This window comes from Actinomadura alba, from assembly GCF_014323705.1.
Taxonomy (GTDB): Bacteria; Actinomycetota; Actinomycetes; order Streptosporangiales; family Streptosporangiaceae; genus Actinomadura_C; species Actinomadura_C alba.
In genome coordinates this window covers 38,392-56,831 of the sequence record NZ_JABVEC010000005.1, presented here as the reverse complement: position 1 = coordinate 56,831, position 18,440 = coordinate 38,392, and the positions used below count along the sequence as shown (strand labels likewise).

The window sequence follows — 18,440 nt, the reverse complement described above, 5'->3', positions numbered from 1 at the left end:
ACCCCTTCCATCGACGAGCGGTCACCGAACTCTAGTGGCCCTACGGGCGGACGCGGGAGATCACCACGGCAACATGCTTCGAACGCCGGGCAAGTGCCGGCCGTGCGGGAGAGCCGTGTTTCACGCACGTGTCCGTCCATCCCACCATTCGTCCGGCCATACATCCGGTCGGCCCATCAGGTCAGCGGCCTGGGCCCCGCATAGAAGATCATCGACCGGGGGGCGTATCGCGGGCATAAGTCTTACGAGACGGCAGTAGTGTCTTGCCGGAGGAACACGACGATGACGAGATCCACGCGCGAGCGGATCGTGGCCGAGGCGCTGCGGCTGTTCGCCGATCGGGGTTATGCCGCCACCTCGGTGGCGGAGATCGAGGCGGCCTCGGGGCTGTCGCCCGGCGCGGGCGGCCTCTACCGGCATTTCCGCTCCAAGGAAGAGGTGCTCGCCGCGGCCATCCGCGAGCACATCACCCGGACCAGGGAGCAGCTGAGCACCTACCTGCAGCAGGCGAGCGCACTCCACGACGAGCCGCTGGCATCCCGGCTCAGCCTCGCCTGCCAGGTCGGGCTGGCGAAGATGCGCGAGGAGCAGGACCTGATCAGAGTGCTGTTCCGCGACCTCGATCAGTTCCCCGACCTGGTGGCCGAGATGCGCGAAGGCATCGTCAACCCGCTGTACGACGGCATCGCGACCTGGCTGTCGGCCCAGCCCGAATTCGCCGGCGCCGACGAGGACTGGCCCGCGGTCGCCTCGATCCTGGGCGGGGCGGTCGTGAACTACTGGCTGGCCAACGAGTCGCTCTACGAGCCCCCCAAGCGGATCGACGAGAAGCGGTTCGTCGCCGCATGGGCCCGCCTCGCCCTCGGGCTGGTCAGCGGCGACCGTACCCCCGCCTGAGCGCCCCGCACCTCACCTGTGCCGTACGTTGACCGTGCTTCACCGAAGCGCTTCGGCGCCCGGTTACTTTGTACGGATGGACTCCTACGCGGACTGGTTGCGAGCGCGCGGTGACGACGACCTGCGCACCTTGCTCGCCCTGCGGCCGGAGTTGATCACCCCCGTGCCCGCGGACCTCGGCGCCCTCGCCGCGCGGGCGGCCGCCCCGGCCTCGCTCTCCCGCGCGCTTGACCGGCTCGACCGGTTCACCCTGAACGTGCTCGAGGCCCTGCTGGTCCTGACGCAACCCGTGACCCACGAGATGCTCGCCGGCACCCTGGCCGGCGATCCCGCGGGCAACGCGGGCACGGACCGCTCTGGCACGGACCTCTCTGGCACGGGCGCCTCTGGCACGGGCGTCTCCGGCACAGGCGTCTCCGGCGCAGACGTGCGAGCCGCCGTCGACCGCCTCCGCGCGCACGGCGTGGTCTGGGGCGACGACGACGCTCTGCGCACCGCTCCGGGCCTGCGGCAGGCGCTCCCGCACCCTGCCGGGCTCGGCCCGCCCGCGCGCGAGGCCTTCGCGAGCTACTCCGCCGACCGGCTCCGGATGCTCTTCGACGCCCTGGGGCTGCCGTCGGTCAACGCCTTCGCCGACCCCGCTGAGCTGACCACCGTGCTCGCCGACCGTCTCACCGCTCCCGATGATCTGATCCATGCCGCGGGCCCGGCTGCGGCCGGCGCCCTGAACGAGCTGGCGTGGGGGCCCCCGATCGGCCGGGTCGACAACGCCCGCCGGGCGGTGCGGGTCGACTCCGCGAACAGCCCGATCGAGCGGTTGCTGGCACGCGGCCTCCTGGTGGCCACCGACGACCGGACGGTCACGCTCCCGCGTGAGGTGGCCCTCTTCCTGCGGAAGGGCCGGCTCTTCCGCGATCTCACGACCGAACCGCCGCCGCTCGAGGGTGCCGTACGCGACCGAGCACTGATCGACCGGACGGCGGGCGGGGCGGCTTTCACCGTCGTACGGCTGGTCGAGGACCTGCTGGAGCGCTGGGGCGTCGATCCGCCGGCGGTGCTGCGCACCGGTGGTCTCGGTGTACGAGATCTGCGCGCGACGGCCGCACTGCTCGACGTCGAGCAGTGGAGAGCCGCGCTGCTGATCGAGGCGGCCTACACGAGCGGGCTGCTCGCCCGTACCGGCGACACCGACGGCGAGTGGCTGCCCACCAAGGCGTATGACGTGTGGCGCATGCGCGACACCGCGACTCGGTGGGCCGAACTGGTCACCGGATGGCTGAACGGCGACCGGGTTCCCGGACTGGTCGGCGAACGGGACAGCCGGGACAAGGCCATCAACGCGCTCGCCGACGAATCGGTGCGGGGCATCGCGGCGCACACCCGCAGAGCGGTACTGCTCGCGTTGGCCTCGGCCGGGGCGGCACCGGACGCCGACGCCGTACGCGAGCATCTCGCGTGGCGCGAGCCACGGCGCGGGCGGCGGCTCCGGGATCAGCTGGTCGGATGGACGCTGCGCGAGGCGGAGATGCTGGGCCTGACCGGGCTCGGTGCGCTGTCGTCGCACGCGCGGGCGTTGCTCTCCGACCGGGCATCGTCCGGCCGGGACGCGACCAACGAGCTCGTCAAGGTCCTGCCGGAGCCGGTCGATCACGTGCTGGTCCAGGCCGATCTCACGGCGATCGCCCCCGGCCCGCTCGTCACCGAACTGGCCCGCGAGCTCGCGCTGATGGCCGATGTGGAGTCGACGGGCGGAGCGACCGTCTTCCGGTTCACCGCCGAGTCGGTACGGCGCGCTCTGGACGCGGGACGCACGGCGGCCGAGTTGGCCGACCTGCTCACGCGGCATTCGGCGACGCCGATCCCCCAGCCGCTGACCTATCTCATCGAGGACGTGGCCCGGCGGCACGGGCACCTGCGGGTCGGCATCGCCTCGTGCTACATCCGGACCGACGACCCCGCGACGCTCGACGAGCTCATGGCCGACCGGCGGGCCGGTGCGCTGCGGCTGCACCGGCTGGCGCCGACCGTGATCGCCTCGCGGCTGCAGCGGCACGAACTCCTGGAGGCGCTGCGCGGCCTCGGCCTCGCCCCCGTCGCGGAGTCATCGGAGGGCGGCGTGGTGATAACCCGGCTCGACACCCACCGCGCCGAGCCGACGGCCCGGTTGTACCCCGAGACCGCGGCGGACGGCCTTCGGCTGTCGCTCGACCCGTCGGTCATCACGGCCGCCGTGCGGGCGCTGCGCGCCGGAGAAGAGGCCGCCCGGCTCACGGCCCCCGCCGGCGAACCACCGCGTACGCCCTCGATGGCGACGATCGAGGAGCTGCGCGGCGCGGTCGAACGAGGCTCACGCGTATGGATCGGCTATCTGGACCAGCAGGGCCAGGCGTCCAGCCGCATCGTCGAGCCGGTCCGGGTCGAGGGCGGGTTCTTGACCGCCTACGACGCCACCCGCGCCTCGGTGCAGCGCTTCGCCCTGCACCGCATCACCGGAATGGCCGAAGTCGACGCCCCCGACTCCTCCGCGCCCTGACCGCGCAACGTTCGCCTCGGGCCCGATCCGTCACTAATCCCATCCGTGCGCCCTCTTTGGCTGCCGGAGGGAACCAGGAGATAGCGGATTCAGTCCAACCATTGACACCATCGAGCGAGTAATCTTCAGATCTTGGCCGGTAGGGGGAAGGACTGCTGTGAGCGGATATGGAGGTCAACCTCCGGGCTGGCAGGACCCGTACGGCCAGGGTTACGGCCCTCCGGGCGTCCCCCACGGCTCGTCCGGCAGCGGTTCGGCGATCGGCGCGATGATCTGCAACATCCTGTTCACGGTGCTGTGCTGCAACCTCTTGGCCATCCCGGGCATCGTCACCTCAGCGATCGCCGTCAACCGGTTCGCCACCGATCCCGAGTCTGCGCGCTCTCTGACCGCGTGGAGCTGGGTGATCTTCGCCGCCAACGTCGTGATCGTCATCACTGCGATCGTGGTGCTCATCCTGATCGGCGGGTTCGACAGCGGCTCCTCCAGCAGCGACTTCTGAGAGCGGCCGCACGCGGGAGAAACACGGGCGGGAAGTCACCGGGGAAGACACAGGGGGTCTCCGGCTGTTGCACACTTGTTGTCCTCAGTCTGAAAGGCAGCCAGTGACCGACGGCCCGCTCATCGTCCAGTCCGACAAGACCCTGCTGCTCGAGGTCGATCATGACCTCGCCGACCAGTGCCGCAGGGAGATCGCCCCGTTCGCCGAGCTCGAGCGGGCACCCGAGCACGTTCACACCTACCGGGTGACCCCGCTCGCGCTGTGGAATGCCCGCGCGGCCGGGCACGACGCCGAGCAGGTCGTCGACGCGCTGCTGAAGTTCTCCCGCTATCCCGTGCCGCACGCGCTGCTCGTCGACGTGGCCGACACGATGGCGCGGTACGGGCGGTTGCGGCTGGAGAAGCACCCGATGCACGGGCTCGTGCTGCTGTCGACCGACCACGCGGTGCTCGAGGAGGTCGTCCGCGCCAAGAAGATCAAGGGCCTGCTGGGCGCCCGCCTCGGCCCGGACGCCGTGGCCGTGCACCCGTCCGAGCGGGGAACGCTCAAGCAGGCACTGCTGAAACTGGGCTGGCCCGCCGAGGACCTCGCCGGGTACGTCGACGGCGAGAAGCACCCGATCTCGCTGGCCGAGGACGGCTGGGCGCTGCGGTCGTACCAGAAGCACGCCGCCGACGCCTTCTGGCACGGCGGCTCCGGTGTGGTGGTCCTCCCCTGCGGCGCCGGCAAGACCATCGTCGGGGCGGCCGCGATGGCGCACGCCGGGGCGACGACCCTGATCCTGGTGACCAACACCGTCTCCGCGCACCAGTGGAAGCAGGAACTGCTGAAGCGCACCTCCCTCACCGAGGACGAGATCGGCGAGTACACGGGCACCAAGAAGGAGGTCCGCCCGGTCACGATAGCCACGTACCAGATCATGACCACCCGGCGGCAGGGCACCTACCGGCACCTGGAGCTGTTCGACGCGCGCGACTGGGGACTGGTGGTCTACGACGAGGTGCACCTGCTGCCCGCGCCGATCTTCCGGATGACCGCCGACCTGCAGGCCCGCCGCCGGCTCGGGCTCACGGCGACGCTGGTACGAGAGGACGGCCGCGAGGGCGACGTCTTCTCGCTGATCGGCCCCAAGCGGTATGACGCCCCGTGGAAGGAGATGGAGACGCAGGGCTGGATCGCGCCGGCCGACTGCGTCGAGGTGCGCGTCACGCTCACCGACTCCGAGCGGCTGGCCTACGCGACCGCCGAGCCGGAGGAGCGCTACCGGTTCTGCGCCACGACCGAGACCAAGTCCCAGGTGGTCGAGACCCTGGTGACCCGGCATGCCGGAGAGCAGACCCTGGTCATCGGCCAGTACATCGACCAGCTCGACGAGCTGGCCGAACGTCTCGACGCCCCGGTCATCAAGGGCGAGACCCGGATCCGGGAACGAGAACGGCTGTTCGATGCATTCCGATCCGGTGAGATCTCCTGTCTGGTCGTCTCCAAGGTGGCCAACTTCTCCATCGACCTTCCCGAGGCCTCAGTGGCGATCCAGATCTCCGGCGCGTTCGGCTCCCGACAGGAGGAGGCACAGCGGCTCGGCCGGGTGCTGCGGCCCAAGGCATCCGGCGGTGGCGCCCGCTTCTACGCGGTGGTCTCCCGTGACACCCTCGACCAGGACTACGCCGCCCACCGGCAGCGCTTCCTCGCCGAGCAGGGCTACGCCTACCGCATCGTCGACGCCGACGCGGTGCTGGCCGGCGACGAGATCTGAGCCGATGATGCTCGACGTGGTGGCGTGGGTGCACGCCGTCGACGGCCGGATGCTCGCGGTACGGGCCCGCGGCCGTGACCTGCTCTATCTGCCCGGCGGGAAGCGCGAGCCGGGCGAGGACGACCTCACCGCCGTGTCCCGGGAGGTTCGCGAGGAGCTCGGCGTCGAGCTGACGCCCGCCTCCGTCCGCCCACTGGGCGTCGTCGAGGCGCCGGCGCACGACCAGCCGGACGGCGTCCGGGTGCGCATGGCCTGCTTCGCCGGAGTCCACACCGGCCTTCTCGCGCCGAGCGGAGAGGTGGACGAGGTCGTCCTGGTCGGCCCGGACGAGCGTGAGCTGCTGGCCCCGGCCGGGCGGCTCGCCCTCGACCTCGCCGAGCGGCACCATCTGCTCGGCGGCCCGGCCACGACGCTCTGACCCACCGCCTGCCCTTCCCTGCCACGACGCTCTGATCCACCGCCTGCCCGGCCCGGTCAGGCCTTGGCGAGCAGCCCGCCGACGAACAGCACGGTCACGGCGGCGAACCACACGAGCGCCGAGATCGTGAGCGCCCGATCAAGCCGGGCATCATCGCGGCGGATCCGCGGCAGCATCCACGCGGCGAGCGCGATGGCGGCGGCGACCGCCGCGGGCACCAGCGAGACGGCGACCGCGTCGCCGAACCGGGCGACGCAATGCGGATCACGGATGGCGTCGCCGGCGCAGAAGGCCGACTCGCCCCATCCGCCGAAGCCGGAGAAGCCCCAGAGCAGCGCCAGCGTGCAGTTCGCCGTGGTGGGTATCGCCGGGGATACCCACCAGCCGTTGGTGTACCTGGACGGTCCCTGCACGCACGGAACGTACCGCGCAGGACCATCCGGCTAAACCCGAAGCGCCGCATCGATCGGAACGCGTATGGATCGCGGCCGGTTCGACCACCGGGCGGGGCTCACCAGTGGCGGTGAACGGTGACGTCCGCGGAGCGCGGCTCATCTCCCAGCCGCCTCGACGTACGCGTAAGGGGGCGGCCCCTGAACGGGACCGCCCCCCTTTTACGGAGCAGAAGGAATGGACTCAGAAGTCCATGCCGCCGTCGCCGCCGGGCATGGCGGGCGCGGCGTTCTTCTCCGGCTTCTCGGCGATGACCGCTTCGGTCGTCAGGAACAGCGCCGCGATGGACGCGGCGTTCTGCAGCGCGGAGCGCGTGACCTTGGCGGGGTCGAGAATGCCCGTCTCGAACATGTTGACGTACTCGCCGGTGGCCGCGTTCAGGCCCTGGCCGGGCTCGAGGTTGCGCACCTTCTCCACCACAACGCCGCCTTCGAGGCCAGCGTTGACGGCGATCTGCTTGAGCGGCTCCTCGAGCGCACGGCGCACGATGGTCGCACCCGTGGCCTCGTCACCGTCAAGCTCGATCTTGTCGAAGGCGTTACGGCCCGCCTGCAGCAGCGCGACGCCACCACCGGGCACGATGCCCTCTTCGACGGCCGCCTTGGCGTTGCGGACGGCGTCCTCGATGCGGTGCTTGCGCTCCTTGAGCTCGACCTCGGTGGCCGCGCCCGCCTTGATGACCGCGACACCGCCGGCCAGCTTGGCGAGCCGCTCCTGGAGCTTCTCGCGGTCGTAGTCGGAGTCGGTGTTGTCGATCTCGGTACGGATCTGGTTGACCCGACCGGCGATCTCCGACGCGTCTCCGGCGCCGTCGACGATCGTGGTCTCGTCCTTGGACACCACGATCTTGCGGGCCCGGCCCAGCATGTCGAGCGAGGTGGACTCGAGCTTGAGACCCACGTCCTCGCTGACGACCTGCCCACCGGTCAGCACCGCGATGTCGGCGAGCATCGCCTTGCGGCGGTCACCGAAACCGGGCGCCTTGACGGCGACCGACTTGAAGATCCCACGGATCTTGTTGACCACCAGCGTCGCCAGGGCCTCGCCCTCGACGTCCTCGGCGATGATCAGCAGCGGCTTGCCCGCCTGCATGACCTGCTCCAGAACCGGCAGCAGGTCCTTGTTCGCCGAGATCTTGGAAGCGACGATCAGGATGTAGGGGTCCTCGAGGACCGCTTCCATGCGCTCCGGGTCGGTGACGAAGTAGGGCGAGATGTAGCCCTTGTCGAAGCGCATGCCCTCGGTGAGCTCGAGCTCGAGCCCGAAGGTGTTGCTCTCCTCGACGGTGATGACGCCTTCCTTGCCGACCTTGTCCATCGCTTCGGCGATCATCTCGCCGATCTGCGGGTCGCCCGCGGAGATCGAGGCCGTGGAGGCGATCTGCTCCTTGGTCTCAACGTCCTTGGCGAGCTTGGACAGCTCCTCGCTCACACGCTCGACGGCGGACTCGATGCCCCGCTTGAGCGACATGGGGTTGGCGCCGGCCGCGACGTTGCGCAGGCCCTCGCGCACCAGCGCCTGGGCCAGAACGGTGGCGGTGGTCGTACCGTCACCCGCGACGTCGTCGGTCTTCTTGGCGACCTCCTTGACGAGCTCGGCCCCGATCTTTTCCCACGGGTCCTCGAGCTCGATCTCCTTGGCGATCGACACACCGTCGTTGGTGATCGTGGGAGCGCCCCACTTCTTCTCCAACACAACGTTGCGGCCCTTGGGCCCAAGCGTCACCTTGACGGCATCGGCAAGCTGGTTCATACCGCGCTCGAGGCCGCGGCGGGCCTCCTCGTCGAACGCGATCATCTTTGCAGCCATAGGCTCCAGTCCTCCCGGAACAGGGTGGCCATAATGGATCGAGCCGACGCCCGCGACGGACGACCCGACCCAACGACATCCATGCCGCCGCAGAGCACAGGCCTCATCACCTCGACCCAGACTGTGGAATTATCACTCTCCACATTAGAGTGCCAACGACTGTTTAGCACTCTCCTTGGTCGAGTGCAAGCGGGACCCCGCCCCACCAGGCCCGATGTCCTCAGCCTGGTCACTCTCTGGCTGACCTGGCGACACGCCGCCGACACCTCCGTCAGGCGTGTGCCGCCCTGTTCCGCTGTCCCGCGCCTCTACCTGCTGGAGTGAGCAGGACCGCAGGTCGGGGGTCACCACATCCCGTGAGGATGAGCATCACTGTGCAGGCGCCACAGATCGACGAACGCGCGAAGGTGCCGCCATCGCTGGGCGGAGGGGCGCGCGGCGGTGCGGGAATCGGTCTCCGGGGGTGTGAGACCGATGCATCCGCACCGCCGCGCTGTGGAGTCGTACGGCCCGGTCCCGTTGCTCCGGCGGTCACCGGGCCCTACGACATCGCCTGGGCCTTCCCCTGCCCCAGACGACAAAAGCGCACGCCGCCCGCACCACTCACTGGCGCGTACACGTCCAGAAACCAGACCACCCCCATGCCTACCGCCCTCCGGCGTGGGCACCATCCACAGAACCGAACCAGCGGCCTCCCCGCTCAACGCCAACGTTCGATGAGGCGAACACGCCGTGTCCGGCCGCACGGGCATAAGCCAGCTCCGTCAGCCGCATCTGGTCCACTAACCGCTCAGGCGTCGGCTCATCGATCACTACCGGATCAGGCGCGAAACAAGCGAACGCGGTCAGCATCCGCCGCCAGGGCGACCAGATGACCACCCACCCCGGCCGAGTCATCTGTACCTGAGCGGCCACGACGGCCGAGCGTGATCGAGGCATCATGACCCCGGCTCCCCGCCAGCACCGGAAGGCTTCCGGCGAAGGAACTCCACGATCGCCTGGGCCGCTCCATCGACATCATCGACCGGGTGATGATGCTGCACCGACCACCACGAGAACCGCGCCCCGTGATGAATCACCACGTACGCCGCTGCGCCGCCCGAGCCGTCGCGGTTCGCGCTCACGATCAACCCCGGCAGCGCATCCCGGAACTGAATCCCCGGGTATCCCAGCTTGGCCAGCGCCACGCACAGATCACCCAGGAGCCGCAACTCCCGATCCTTGCTCGTCTCACCGCACATCACGCCACCTGATCCCCTCGACCAGGCCGACACCACGAACACGGCACCCGCCGCACCTCCGGACCCGGAGTCGAGCCCGGTAGCCCCACCAGCACGGCCCGACGCGGATGACGGAACTTCCACCCACGCCCACCACAGGACCGGCACGGAGTGTTCTCGTCTGCTCGATCGCTCGCCATACAGCCCAACATCGACCATTCAGGCCCACGAACCCATTCCCGGGCGATATCCCGCGACGGGATATACGCTCGCAACGTACGGTTACGACCGGTCAAGAAGGAGTTGCGATGCCGGGACGGGCTACAGACCCGATCGTGATCCCGGATTCCCTCTGGCAGCGTCCACAGACCCTCGAAGCTCTACGCGAGCGCGACATTGGCCGCTTGTTTCACCTTTTGCGGCAATACGCCGGAGCCAGCCAAACGCAGATAGCGATTCTCTGTGGAATGACGCAGGGCAAGGTCAGCGAGACCATGAAGGGCGGGCGCCAGGTCCTCACTCTGGAGGTCTTCGAGCGCATCGCGGACGGCCTGGAGATGCCGGACGCCGCCCGCATGACTCTGGGCCTGGCACCGCGCATGTTCACCCTGCCGCCCTCTGTGAACGCGACGGTCATCACACCCCGGGATGATCCCGCGGACTTGGCTCCCCCCGTGTTTGTGGGTTCCCTAGACGTAGATCCCGACGTCAGGGAGGAAGGGGACCCCTTGCGCAGGAGGAGCTTCACCAAGCTCGCCGGGGCGAGCATGTTCAGCGCGATCCTCGCCGACCTACCCGGAGACGGCGCACCCCTGCAAGGTGTCGAGGCATTCGCTGCCGCTCTCGCCGGATACCCCGGCATCAGCAGCAAACCAGGCTCCACCACGCTCAGCATGGACCGACTGGACACCGCCGTCGCCACCGCCAAGCGCAACTACCAGGACTGCCGGTACTCCACGGTCATCAACTCCCTACCACAGCTCCTCGCCGACCTCCGGAACGCATGCGCCACCTACGAGGGCGACACGCGCCTCCAAGCCGAAGGACTCTCGGCCGAAGCCCACCACGTCGCGGCGAGCATCCTGCTCAAACTCGACCATGACGGCCTGGCATGGATCGCCGCCGACCGCAGCATGCAGGCAGCACGCAACAGCCAGGACCTCACGATCATCGGATCAAGCGCCCGCATCATCACCCACGCCCTGATGAACGACGGCCACCACGGTGCAGCGACCAAGACCGCCAGCACCTACGCGCAGCAGATCGACCACGACACCAACGAGCACACACCCGACTTCCTGTCGGTCTACGGCTCACTCCTCCTACGCGGAGCCGTCGCCGCCGGCCAACGTAGCGACCGGCACACCGCCGCCACCCTCCTTGATGAAGCCCAAGATGCCGGTAACCGACTCGGTGGGGACTTCAACTACCGATGGACCGCGTTCGGCCCCACCAACGTTCAGCTCCACCGCGTCAACATCGCCCTCCAACTGGGCGATGCTGGAGCCGCCATCCAGGAAGCTCGCAGGATCGACCTGGACCGCATCCCCCTGACCGAGCGCAAGGCCACCCTTCTCATCGACACCTCACGAGCCCTCACCCAGTGGGGCAAGCACGAGAAGGCACACGACATCATCCGCGTCGCCCACCAGCTAGCCCCCGAAGAGATCTCCGCACGCCCAGCCGTCCACCGGACATTGCGTGACCTCATGGCCACGTCCCCACCTAGCATCAAAAGACAGCTCAGGGAGTTCACCACAGAGATCGGGGTTCGTCTGTGACCGAGGCCAACCGCCGCCGGATGCTCTACGTCATCGTGTGCGCAGCAGGCCCCGCCAGCGACGTCGGAAAGCTCGTCACCCTCGCCCAACAGCGCGACTGGGACGTCCAGATCATCGCCACCCCATCGGCCCTGGACTTCGTCGACGTTCCCCTCCTTGAAACCCAGACCGGCCGCCCTGTCCGCAGCCGATACCGCAAGCCAGACGAACCCCGCTCACCCAAAGCCGACGCCATCATCGTCGCCCCCGCCACCTACAACACCATCAACAAATGGGCCAACGGAATCAGCGACACCTACGCCCTAGGCATCCTCGCCGAAGTTGTCGGCCTAGGGGTACCCGTGGCCGTCCTTCCATTTGTGAACTCCGCACTAGCTTCACGCCTTGCTTTCAAGCAATCTATTAGCCAGCTTCAGGGTGAAGGGGTTTGGCTTAGTTCAAATCAGCCAGATTTCCAGCCACATGCTCCGGGAACCGGGGATCAGCATGTTGCAACCTTCCCTTGGCACCACGCACTAAAAGAAGTCGAAAAAGCACTCACATAATTCACCTATTCGAGTCCCTGTGATCAGAGAAGGTCAAATTGGATTCAATCGATGTCGGGCGCCTGACGGATGTCGACTTTGAACTTCTATGCAAGGACCTTTTTGAAGCAAAGCTCGACGTCAGGCTGGAAATATTTACGCGGGGCCCAGATGCTGGCATTGATATTCGCTACGCGTCAATGCCAGGAAGTGCCGATATAGTCATCCAGTGCAAGCATTGGATGCACTCAGGGGCAAGAGCGCTTATTCGTCACATCAAAACCAAAGAAAAGCCAAAGGTCGCTACCCTTAAGCCTAATAGATACATCCTCGCAACGACGGCCTCTCTATCCCGCTCAGCAAAAGACACTCTTTGTGAAATCCTTGCGCCGTATGTAATTGGACCAGGCGATATCTACGGCATAGATGAGATCGTAAGCGAACTGCGCTCAAGGCCAGAGATAGTTAAACGGCATTTCAGACTGTGGCTCAGCAGTACTTCGGTACTCCAGGGAGTGATAAACAGGGAAGCGCTGACTCGTTCCGCTTATCTCCTGACCGACGCACACGAGTCAGCGATAACCTATGTTCCCAATGAGACTTTGGAAAGAGCGCGCGACCTACTAGAGCGACGGAGAGTCTGTCTGATAGTAGGCATCCCTGGCATCGGGAAGACTACACTCGCCAATATCCTTCTTGCCGTCTATGCCTCTAAGGAATGGGCGATATTTGACGTTGCAAAAAGTGTGGACGAGATATACGCACTGTGGAATGACAGTCAGCATCAGGTATTTTACTTTGACGACTTCCTGGGCCAGACCTCCCTACAGGAGAAGTTTTCGAAGAACGAGGACGCTAGGCTAATAAAGCTCTTTGCACTGATTAGCAAGAGTCCAAATAAGAGGTTGATTCTTACTACGCGAGAGTATCTACTCGAGCAAGCACGGATTAATTACGAACCTCTGGCGAGGCAAGACTTTAGCCCTTGGAATTGCATTGTCTCAATAGAGAGTTATACGAGGCCGATCCGAGCAAAAATCCTCTACAACCATCTCTTCTTTACGAACCTATCACCCGAGGTGCGACGAGCCTTTGCGAACGAGGACGCATATGCCGAGATAATTGATCACCCGAACTTTAGTCCTAGGCTGATACAGCAGAGTCTAGCCGTGTCGGAAAGCCTTGGAGAGGACGGGAAGTTCGTCCGCAAGCGAGTGCTAGCAGCACTAGATCACCCTGCAGGCATATGGGATCACATTATTCAGCACCAGGTCGAACCAACGTGCTCCTATCTGCTCATGGTTCTCCTGACGCTCAGCCAGCCGGTTAGGATATACGATCTCTACAATGCACTGACCAAATTCCTTATAGCACTTGGTGAAACACTCGACGATCGAGCCTTTAAAAGAGCACTGAAGATAACACAAGGAACGATGCTCAAGCCCCCATGGCCTGGCGATACAGACCTAGTTATGTACCATAATCCATCGATTCGGGATTATATGGAGGCCCACGTTAGGTCAGATGACAGGTCAATCTACGCTCTACTCATATCTGCAATACACTTCGAGCAGATAGCGGCTCTTTATCGAATAGGCGAACCTCGATCGATTGAGCCTGAACCTGACTACTTGACTCCCTATCGGGAAGAACTATCTGCCGCTTCTATCCGGACCTTTACGTCGGCCCCCACGTTCTGGCGAGGGCTTATGGATGACTGGACCGACGAGGAGGCAATTATCGTTCGCGCTATAACGACATTGGAGATTTCTCTAGACTATCAACTGTCCGAGCTTGCAGAATATACGGGGGACAAAATTCTAAGCATCGATTTTGACATCGAAGTTTTGGATCCTAGACTGATAGAAACCTTGGCCGATTATGTGAACATGGCACACATGTGCGTTAGTGATGGCATAGCCGTAGATAAGATGATTAGGTCAGAAGGGCTCGTTGCTGGCAAATTGGATTCTTGGCTCTTTAATACATCAGATGAGTGGTTCGGGGCCTGGGAAGCTGATCGCATCATCTATAGGAATGGATTCACCGCAACCAACGAAACGCTAAGTCGCATTGAAGAGACTCTTCAAGAAACGGCACAAGAGTGGCTCGAAGGGCTCGCAGAGATCACCAGAGAGCCTGATTGGGACGTAGCTATAGACGATCTGTTTGAGTATTTGGAGAGATTCCCGAATCCTGGGCAGATCTTTCCGCACTTTCAAGCTGCTAAAGATAGAGTTGAATCACTAGGCCTCCTAGGCGGTCCAGAGAATTCGGTCTCAGAAAAGGCAGGTTCGCCTGAGTTCGAGGAAATAGACATAGCATCACTATACAAATCATTCAGTACGGGCGACGATGATGACCTCCTTTAGCAGGGTGGTCCGCCCGTCCGTAGCGGCTGTCTAGCCCCAGGAGATCCGATAAACTCCGGGTAGTGCCGAATTCAGCCGTTTTAGATCAAGAGCGGCGGCGCGTCGCGTCGCCGCCCCGGCCGCCCGGCACCGCCGCTCCGGGCGTGCGGCGTGGGCGCCGGTCCCTACGCGCCGGACCAGGCGGCCGCCCACCGCGCAACCGCGCCGACCGCGCCCGCTCTGACCGCTGTCACCGGGTCCGCGCCGCCGCCACCGGTTCACCGCCGCAGGCCCGCCGGCCAACTCGCATCGCTCGCCCCTACGGGATGCCTACAGCATTGGACGGCAGCCCCGCTTCCGATGCGCCTGGTTCAGTTCGAACATGCCTCCGGCGGGGGCTCGGGCTCCGGGATGGTCGACCAGGCTCGCCGTCGCAAGGTCTGTCGGGGTTGAGGTAGAAGCCTGGTCATCCCGCCTGCCTTCGCCTAGGACAAGCCGAGCAGACCAGGGCCCAGGGGCGAAGGTCGTTCGTCCAGTGGGGCGCTCCACCTTCACCCCTGGGCCCTGCCCCGCTCCCCGGAGGGTGGGCGAAGGCAGACAGGATGACCAGGCGGGAAGCGTGCGCACGAGGCGCCATGCCTAACATGTGATCTGCGAGTTTCGCTGTCAGCCAGGCACTGCACGATAGGGAGGACCCACCCGCGTGATCAACTCGCCATTCGAGCGCACCATCACCTACGCCGAAGATCTCACGCCTGAGGACATCCGCGGGCTGGAAACGTTCCTCAACGTCCAGTTGGGACAGGTGTACGAAGAGGTCGGCGAAACCGGTGAGATCTCCTTCGCGATGAGGGCCCTGCTCCGTCTGGTCTCCGACTCGGCCGGGCTTCTAGACACGCTACTCAGAGTGGAGCGGCCCGATACGTGGCAGCGGGCAATGATCGTGCGGGAATGGCAGCGGCTGCGCAGCACGGCCAGCGACTTCAACCACTGCGACGGCTACGACCATGGTCGTTGGTGGTATCAGGTGCGGCACTTCGACGCCGCCGACGAGGCCGCCGAGCAAGAGCAGATCCGCCAGTTCGCCGAGACCGGGCCGTACATAGACGAACAACGAAAGCGGCAAGGCCAAGCGGATTGATTGAGGCGGCACGCAACCGAACGGCGGCGACAGGCTCGGGGCCTGCGGCTTAAGCTCGGCCAGTGGACTACGAGATGTGGTACGGGAGCAACTCCCGCTTCGTCCCGAAGGACCCTTCGAGACCCATCAAGGTTGACGGTCGGTACACCAATTGGAAGTGGATCGAGAACGGCCCCGCCCTCACCCACGCGGTCACCCCAGGTGAGTCCGCACCCCAGTGCGGAACCAAGCTCCACAGGTTGGCTCGCTACTCGACCTCATGGCGAGACGAGTCTCCGTTCGACCGATGCTCCACCTGTCTGGAACTGCACCCCCTGTAACCAAGATCCGGAACATATGCGGAACGGGAGATACTCTGCGGTCCTCGATGCGGCGTTCGTTCGCAGGTCATCCGTACTGTCCACGATGATCGGGGAAGCGCCCTCCGGAGCCGCATGCGCCACGCCGACACGGAGGTGGCTTCCGCCGCCACTGGTACAGTCCGGCTATTGCGACTGCTGCCCTCCAGCGGCGCAGAAGCCTGGTTGCGAGGTCCGTTTTGATCAACACGTCACGGGTGAGACTCCGGTACGACCTGCTCACATACGGTGAAGAGGAGCTTGCCGAAAAGGTCAGGGATCTCACCGATGACGAGGTGCGCGCAATCGGGAAGAGAGCCTTTGACCTCACCTTCTCGACGACCAAGGGACACCTGGATCTCGCCCTGACACTGGCGGCAGTGGAGACCATGGAAGGCGGCCCTCGACCACTGCGACGCACCACCCCCATGAAACACGAAGAGATCGCGACCAAGTCTGCGATGGAGACCCGCACATGCACGCGCCTGTCAGGCGAGCACCAGAGCACGGCTACGCCACAGAGCCCACCGAGGACCGTGCGCTCTGACGGCAATGACGGCAACGCGGCCGGACCCCGCCCCACCCGACCACACCGCCGGGGAAGATCACGCGGTGGCCATAGCTTGAGCACCTTGGAGGGGAACGAGCTGATAAGGATGAGGTCCCCCGGTCAGGATCGGTAGCAGCAGCGCCGTGCCCGTTGCGTGCCCGTCGGGATGGTGATCAAGGGGAGCCACGGTCACTCACGGGCAGACGGCTGACGAACCAGCAGTTCAGCGGATCGCCAGGTCAGCGACCAAGATCAATCTCTCCCTTTCAAGCCGGTGGCTTCAGACGATCGCCCGATCACGGGCAGCCGAAGCACTCCCCAGCTACACGGAACAGGCACGGAACGAACGGCCCCGACAACACAGGCCAGGGCCGTCCGTGCGCAGGTGAGCGACTTTAAGTCATTCGTCTTTCTCACTCTCCTTGGTCGAGCGCAAGCGGGACCCCGCCCCACCAGGCCCGATGTCCTCAGCCTGGTCACGCTTTGGTTCACCTGGCGACACGCCGCCGACACCTACGGGCGTGCCGCGTGGGCGCCGGTCCCTCCGGCCGTGCCGGTCGGGCGGCCCGCCGGGTGTGCAAAATGTCGCCATGCCGCAGCCGCACCAGCCGTTCTACAGTGAAGCGTGGCCGACGACTGGACCGAAGACGAGTACGTCGAATATTTGCACGGCGAGCGTCGGAGCTTCGCGTGGGTGATGCAGCGGTACGGAAGCTTCACGCCGGCTGAGGCGGAGGCGGCAGCGCTGAAGCACTATCCCTACGAGGCGAGCGATGCGCCGTTCCGCGGGCTCATCTTCCATGACCTCTCGTGGCACTGGGCGATGTTGGCGATCCACGGAGGTAGCTACTGGGTGGAGCACCCAGAGCTGGTGAACCCATCGCCTGAGTACGAAGCCCTCGACTGACACGCGGTACAGCAAGCCTCCGGCGGGGGCCTCAGGCTCCGGGATGCCGCGCCGACGGGGCCTGAACTGGACCGCCTGGTCAAGGACGGCGACATCCCCACGCACACTGGGACGAGATCGAATAATCGACAAGGAAGCACCTCCATGTCCCCAACAACGGAGATCCCCGCCGCCTTCCGGACCGACGTCGAGACCCTCTGGGACTACCACGACATGCACCACACGATCCGACCGACAGATGTCGGGATCGGACTAGGCAGTCATGACTTGGGCGTCGCCACCTTCACCGCCGAGCTTTTCCAACAAGGAATGTTCCCTCGCATCGTTTTCAGTGGCGCCAACGCCCCAACGACCGTCGAACGCTTTCCCCGAGGTGAAGCCGTTCACTACCGCGAACACGCCATTGAGCTGGGCGTTCCTACCGAAGCGATTCTGATCGAAACGCAGGCGACCAACACAGGCCAGAACGCCGAACTTACCCGGAAGCTTCTCGCGGAGCACGGAATAAACGTTAACTCTGCCATCCTCATCTCTCGCCCATACCAGCAGCGCCGCGTCTACTCCACCGCCAAGAAACTCTGGCCCGAACTTAAGGGAATCTGCGCGTCCCAACCCTTGCCCTTGGATGAATATGTCGCCGGCATCGGTGACGTAAACCGCGTTATCAACATGCTGGTCGGTGATACGCAACGCATCGTCGAGTATCCAAAGCGAGGATTCGCAATACCGCAGCACATGCCGAGCGAGGTAGAGGCGGCCTTCAGACGGCTTGGAGAGGCCGGATTCACCGGCAGACTGATCTAATCCCGCGACAACGCACGCAGCCAGCCTCAGCCATCTCTGGAGAGACGATCACGGTGAAGGTGGAAGTCTGGTGGGACGTATGTGCTATCTGCGCCCCCACTTGAGGAGCGTCCGGGTGACGGCGGGCACGTCCTCAGGACGCGCTCTAAGCAGCGCTACGAGGCCGAGCACGAACCAACCCGCGCAGAGCAAGACAACAAGGACAACAGACACGACAGACCGCCCTTCGAGACCGGTTCCTGTCGCTGACCCGATTCATGTTGCAGGAACACCCATTGTGTGTGCGACTGCAACACCTGCAATGCGTTGTGCACCGAGGCAGGAGCACTACACAAAACAGACGCCAGCTACAGCATTGAACGTAGAATCACACGCGCCGCAGCATCCGTCAATCGATCGCACGGAACAATTGCGGAACGGACGGCTCCGTTCGTGCGAGGTGGGGCGCCCGTGTGC

General features: G+C 65.2%; 14 protein-coding genes. 11 read left to right on the top strand and 3 right to left on the bottom strand.

The features are described 5' to 3' along the window. Window positions 1–282: 282 nt before the first annotated feature. The 5 genes from HKK74_RS09000 to HKK74_RS08980 all read left to right on the top strand — a co-directional run bounded on the left by HKK74_RS09000 (window position 283) and on the right by HKK74_RS08980 (window position 6,106). Window positions 283–897, top strand: coding sequence for a TetR/AcrR family transcriptional regulator (locus HKK74_RS09000; RefSeq protein ID WP_187242654.1), 615 nt, complete (start codon window positions 283–285; stop codon window positions 895–897). A gap of 76 nt (window positions 898–973) precedes the next feature. Beyond that, window positions 974–3,430, top strand: coding sequence for a helicase-associated domain-containing protein (locus tag HKK74_RS08995; protein WP_187242653.1), 2,457 nt, complete (start codon window positions 974–976; stop codon window positions 3,428–3,430). A 157-nt stretch (window positions 3,431–3,587) separates the two neighbouring features. Beyond that, entirely contained in the window at window positions 3,588–3,932 is a 345-nt protein-coding gene (locus HKK74_RS08990; protein ID WP_187242652.1) for a hypothetical protein, read from the top strand. A gap of 103 nt (window positions 3,933–4,035) precedes the next feature. After that, window positions 4,036–5,688, top strand: a complete 1,653-nt coding sequence (locus tag HKK74_RS08985) for a DNA repair helicase XPB (RefSeq protein WP_187242651.1) — start codon at window positions 4,036–4,038, stop codon at window positions 5,686–5,688. A 4-nt stretch (window positions 5,689–5,692) separates the two neighbouring features. Next, window positions 5,693–6,106, top strand: coding sequence for an NUDIX hydrolase (locus HKK74_RS08980; protein ID WP_246491367.1), 414 nt, complete (start codon window positions 5,693–5,695; stop codon window positions 6,104–6,106). A 56-nt stretch (window positions 6,107–6,162) separates the two neighbouring features. On the opposite strand, the gene HKK74_RS08975 is transcribed toward HKK74_RS08980, so the two are convergent. The 3 genes from HKK74_RS08975 to HKK74_RS08965 all read right to left on the bottom strand — a co-directional run bounded on the left by HKK74_RS08975 (window position 6,163) and on the right by HKK74_RS08965 (window position 9,651). Further along, on the bottom strand, window positions 6,163–6,519 hold the full coding sequence (locus HKK74_RS08975; RefSeq protein ID WP_187242650.1) for a hypothetical protein: 357 nt from the start codon (window positions 6,517–6,519) through the stop codon (window positions 6,163–6,165). 223 nt (window positions 6,520–6,742) lie between these two features. Next, entirely contained in the window at window positions 6,743–8,368 is a 1,626-nt protein-coding gene (gene groL, locus HKK74_RS08970) for a chaperonin GroEL (RefSeq protein WP_187242649.1), read from the bottom strand. Between the two features lie 938 nt (window positions 8,369–9,306). Next, window positions 9,307–9,651: a hypothetical protein gene (locus tag HKK74_RS08965; RefSeq protein ID WP_187242648.1), complete on the bottom strand. Its 345-nt coding sequence runs from the start codon at window positions 9,649–9,651 to the stop codon at window positions 9,307–9,309. A 245-nt stretch (window positions 9,652–9,896) separates the two neighbouring features. Between HKK74_RS08965 and HKK74_RS08960 the strand changes: the two genes are divergently transcribed. The 6 genes from HKK74_RS08960 (at window position 9,897) to HKK74_RS08935 (ending at window position 17,984) form a co-directional block, all read left to right on the top strand. Next, window positions 9,897–11,369: a helix-turn-helix domain-containing protein gene (locus HKK74_RS08960; protein ID WP_187242647.1), complete on the top strand. Its 1,473-nt coding sequence runs from the start codon at window positions 9,897–9,899 to the stop codon at window positions 11,367–11,369. Next, complete coding sequence (locus HKK74_RS08955; RefSeq protein ID WP_312881358.1) at window positions 11,366–11,914, top strand: flavoprotein; 549 nt, start codon at window positions 11,366–11,368, stop codon at window positions 11,912–11,914. The genes HKK74_RS08960 and HKK74_RS08955 overlap by 4 nt, the downstream gene beginning before the upstream one ends. Before the next feature lie 38 nt (window positions 11,915–11,952). Beyond that, the gene (locus HKK74_RS08950) at window positions 11,953–14,265 is read left to right on the top strand and encodes an nSTAND3 domain-containing NTPase (RefSeq protein WP_187242646.1); all 2,313 of its coding nucleotides are present in this window, start codon (window positions 11,953–11,955) and stop codon (window positions 14,263–14,265) included. A 682-nt stretch (window positions 14,266–14,947) separates the two neighbouring features. After that, window positions 14,948–15,385, top strand: a complete 438-nt coding sequence (locus tag HKK74_RS08945; protein ID WP_222722059.1) for a hypothetical protein — start codon at window positions 14,948–14,950, stop codon at window positions 15,383–15,385. A gap of 1,513 nt (window positions 15,386–16,898) precedes the next feature. Then, entirely contained in the window at window positions 16,899–17,180 is a 282-nt protein-coding gene (locus tag HKK74_RS08940; RefSeq protein ID WP_187242645.1) for a hypothetical protein, read from the top strand. 144 nt (window positions 17,181–17,324) lie between these two features. After that, on the top strand, window positions 17,325–17,984 hold the full coding sequence (locus tag HKK74_RS08935; protein WP_187242644.1) for a YdcF family protein: 660 nt from the start codon (window positions 17,325–17,327) through the stop codon (window positions 17,982–17,984). The last annotated feature ends 456 nt before the right edge of the window (window positions 17,985–18,440 follow it).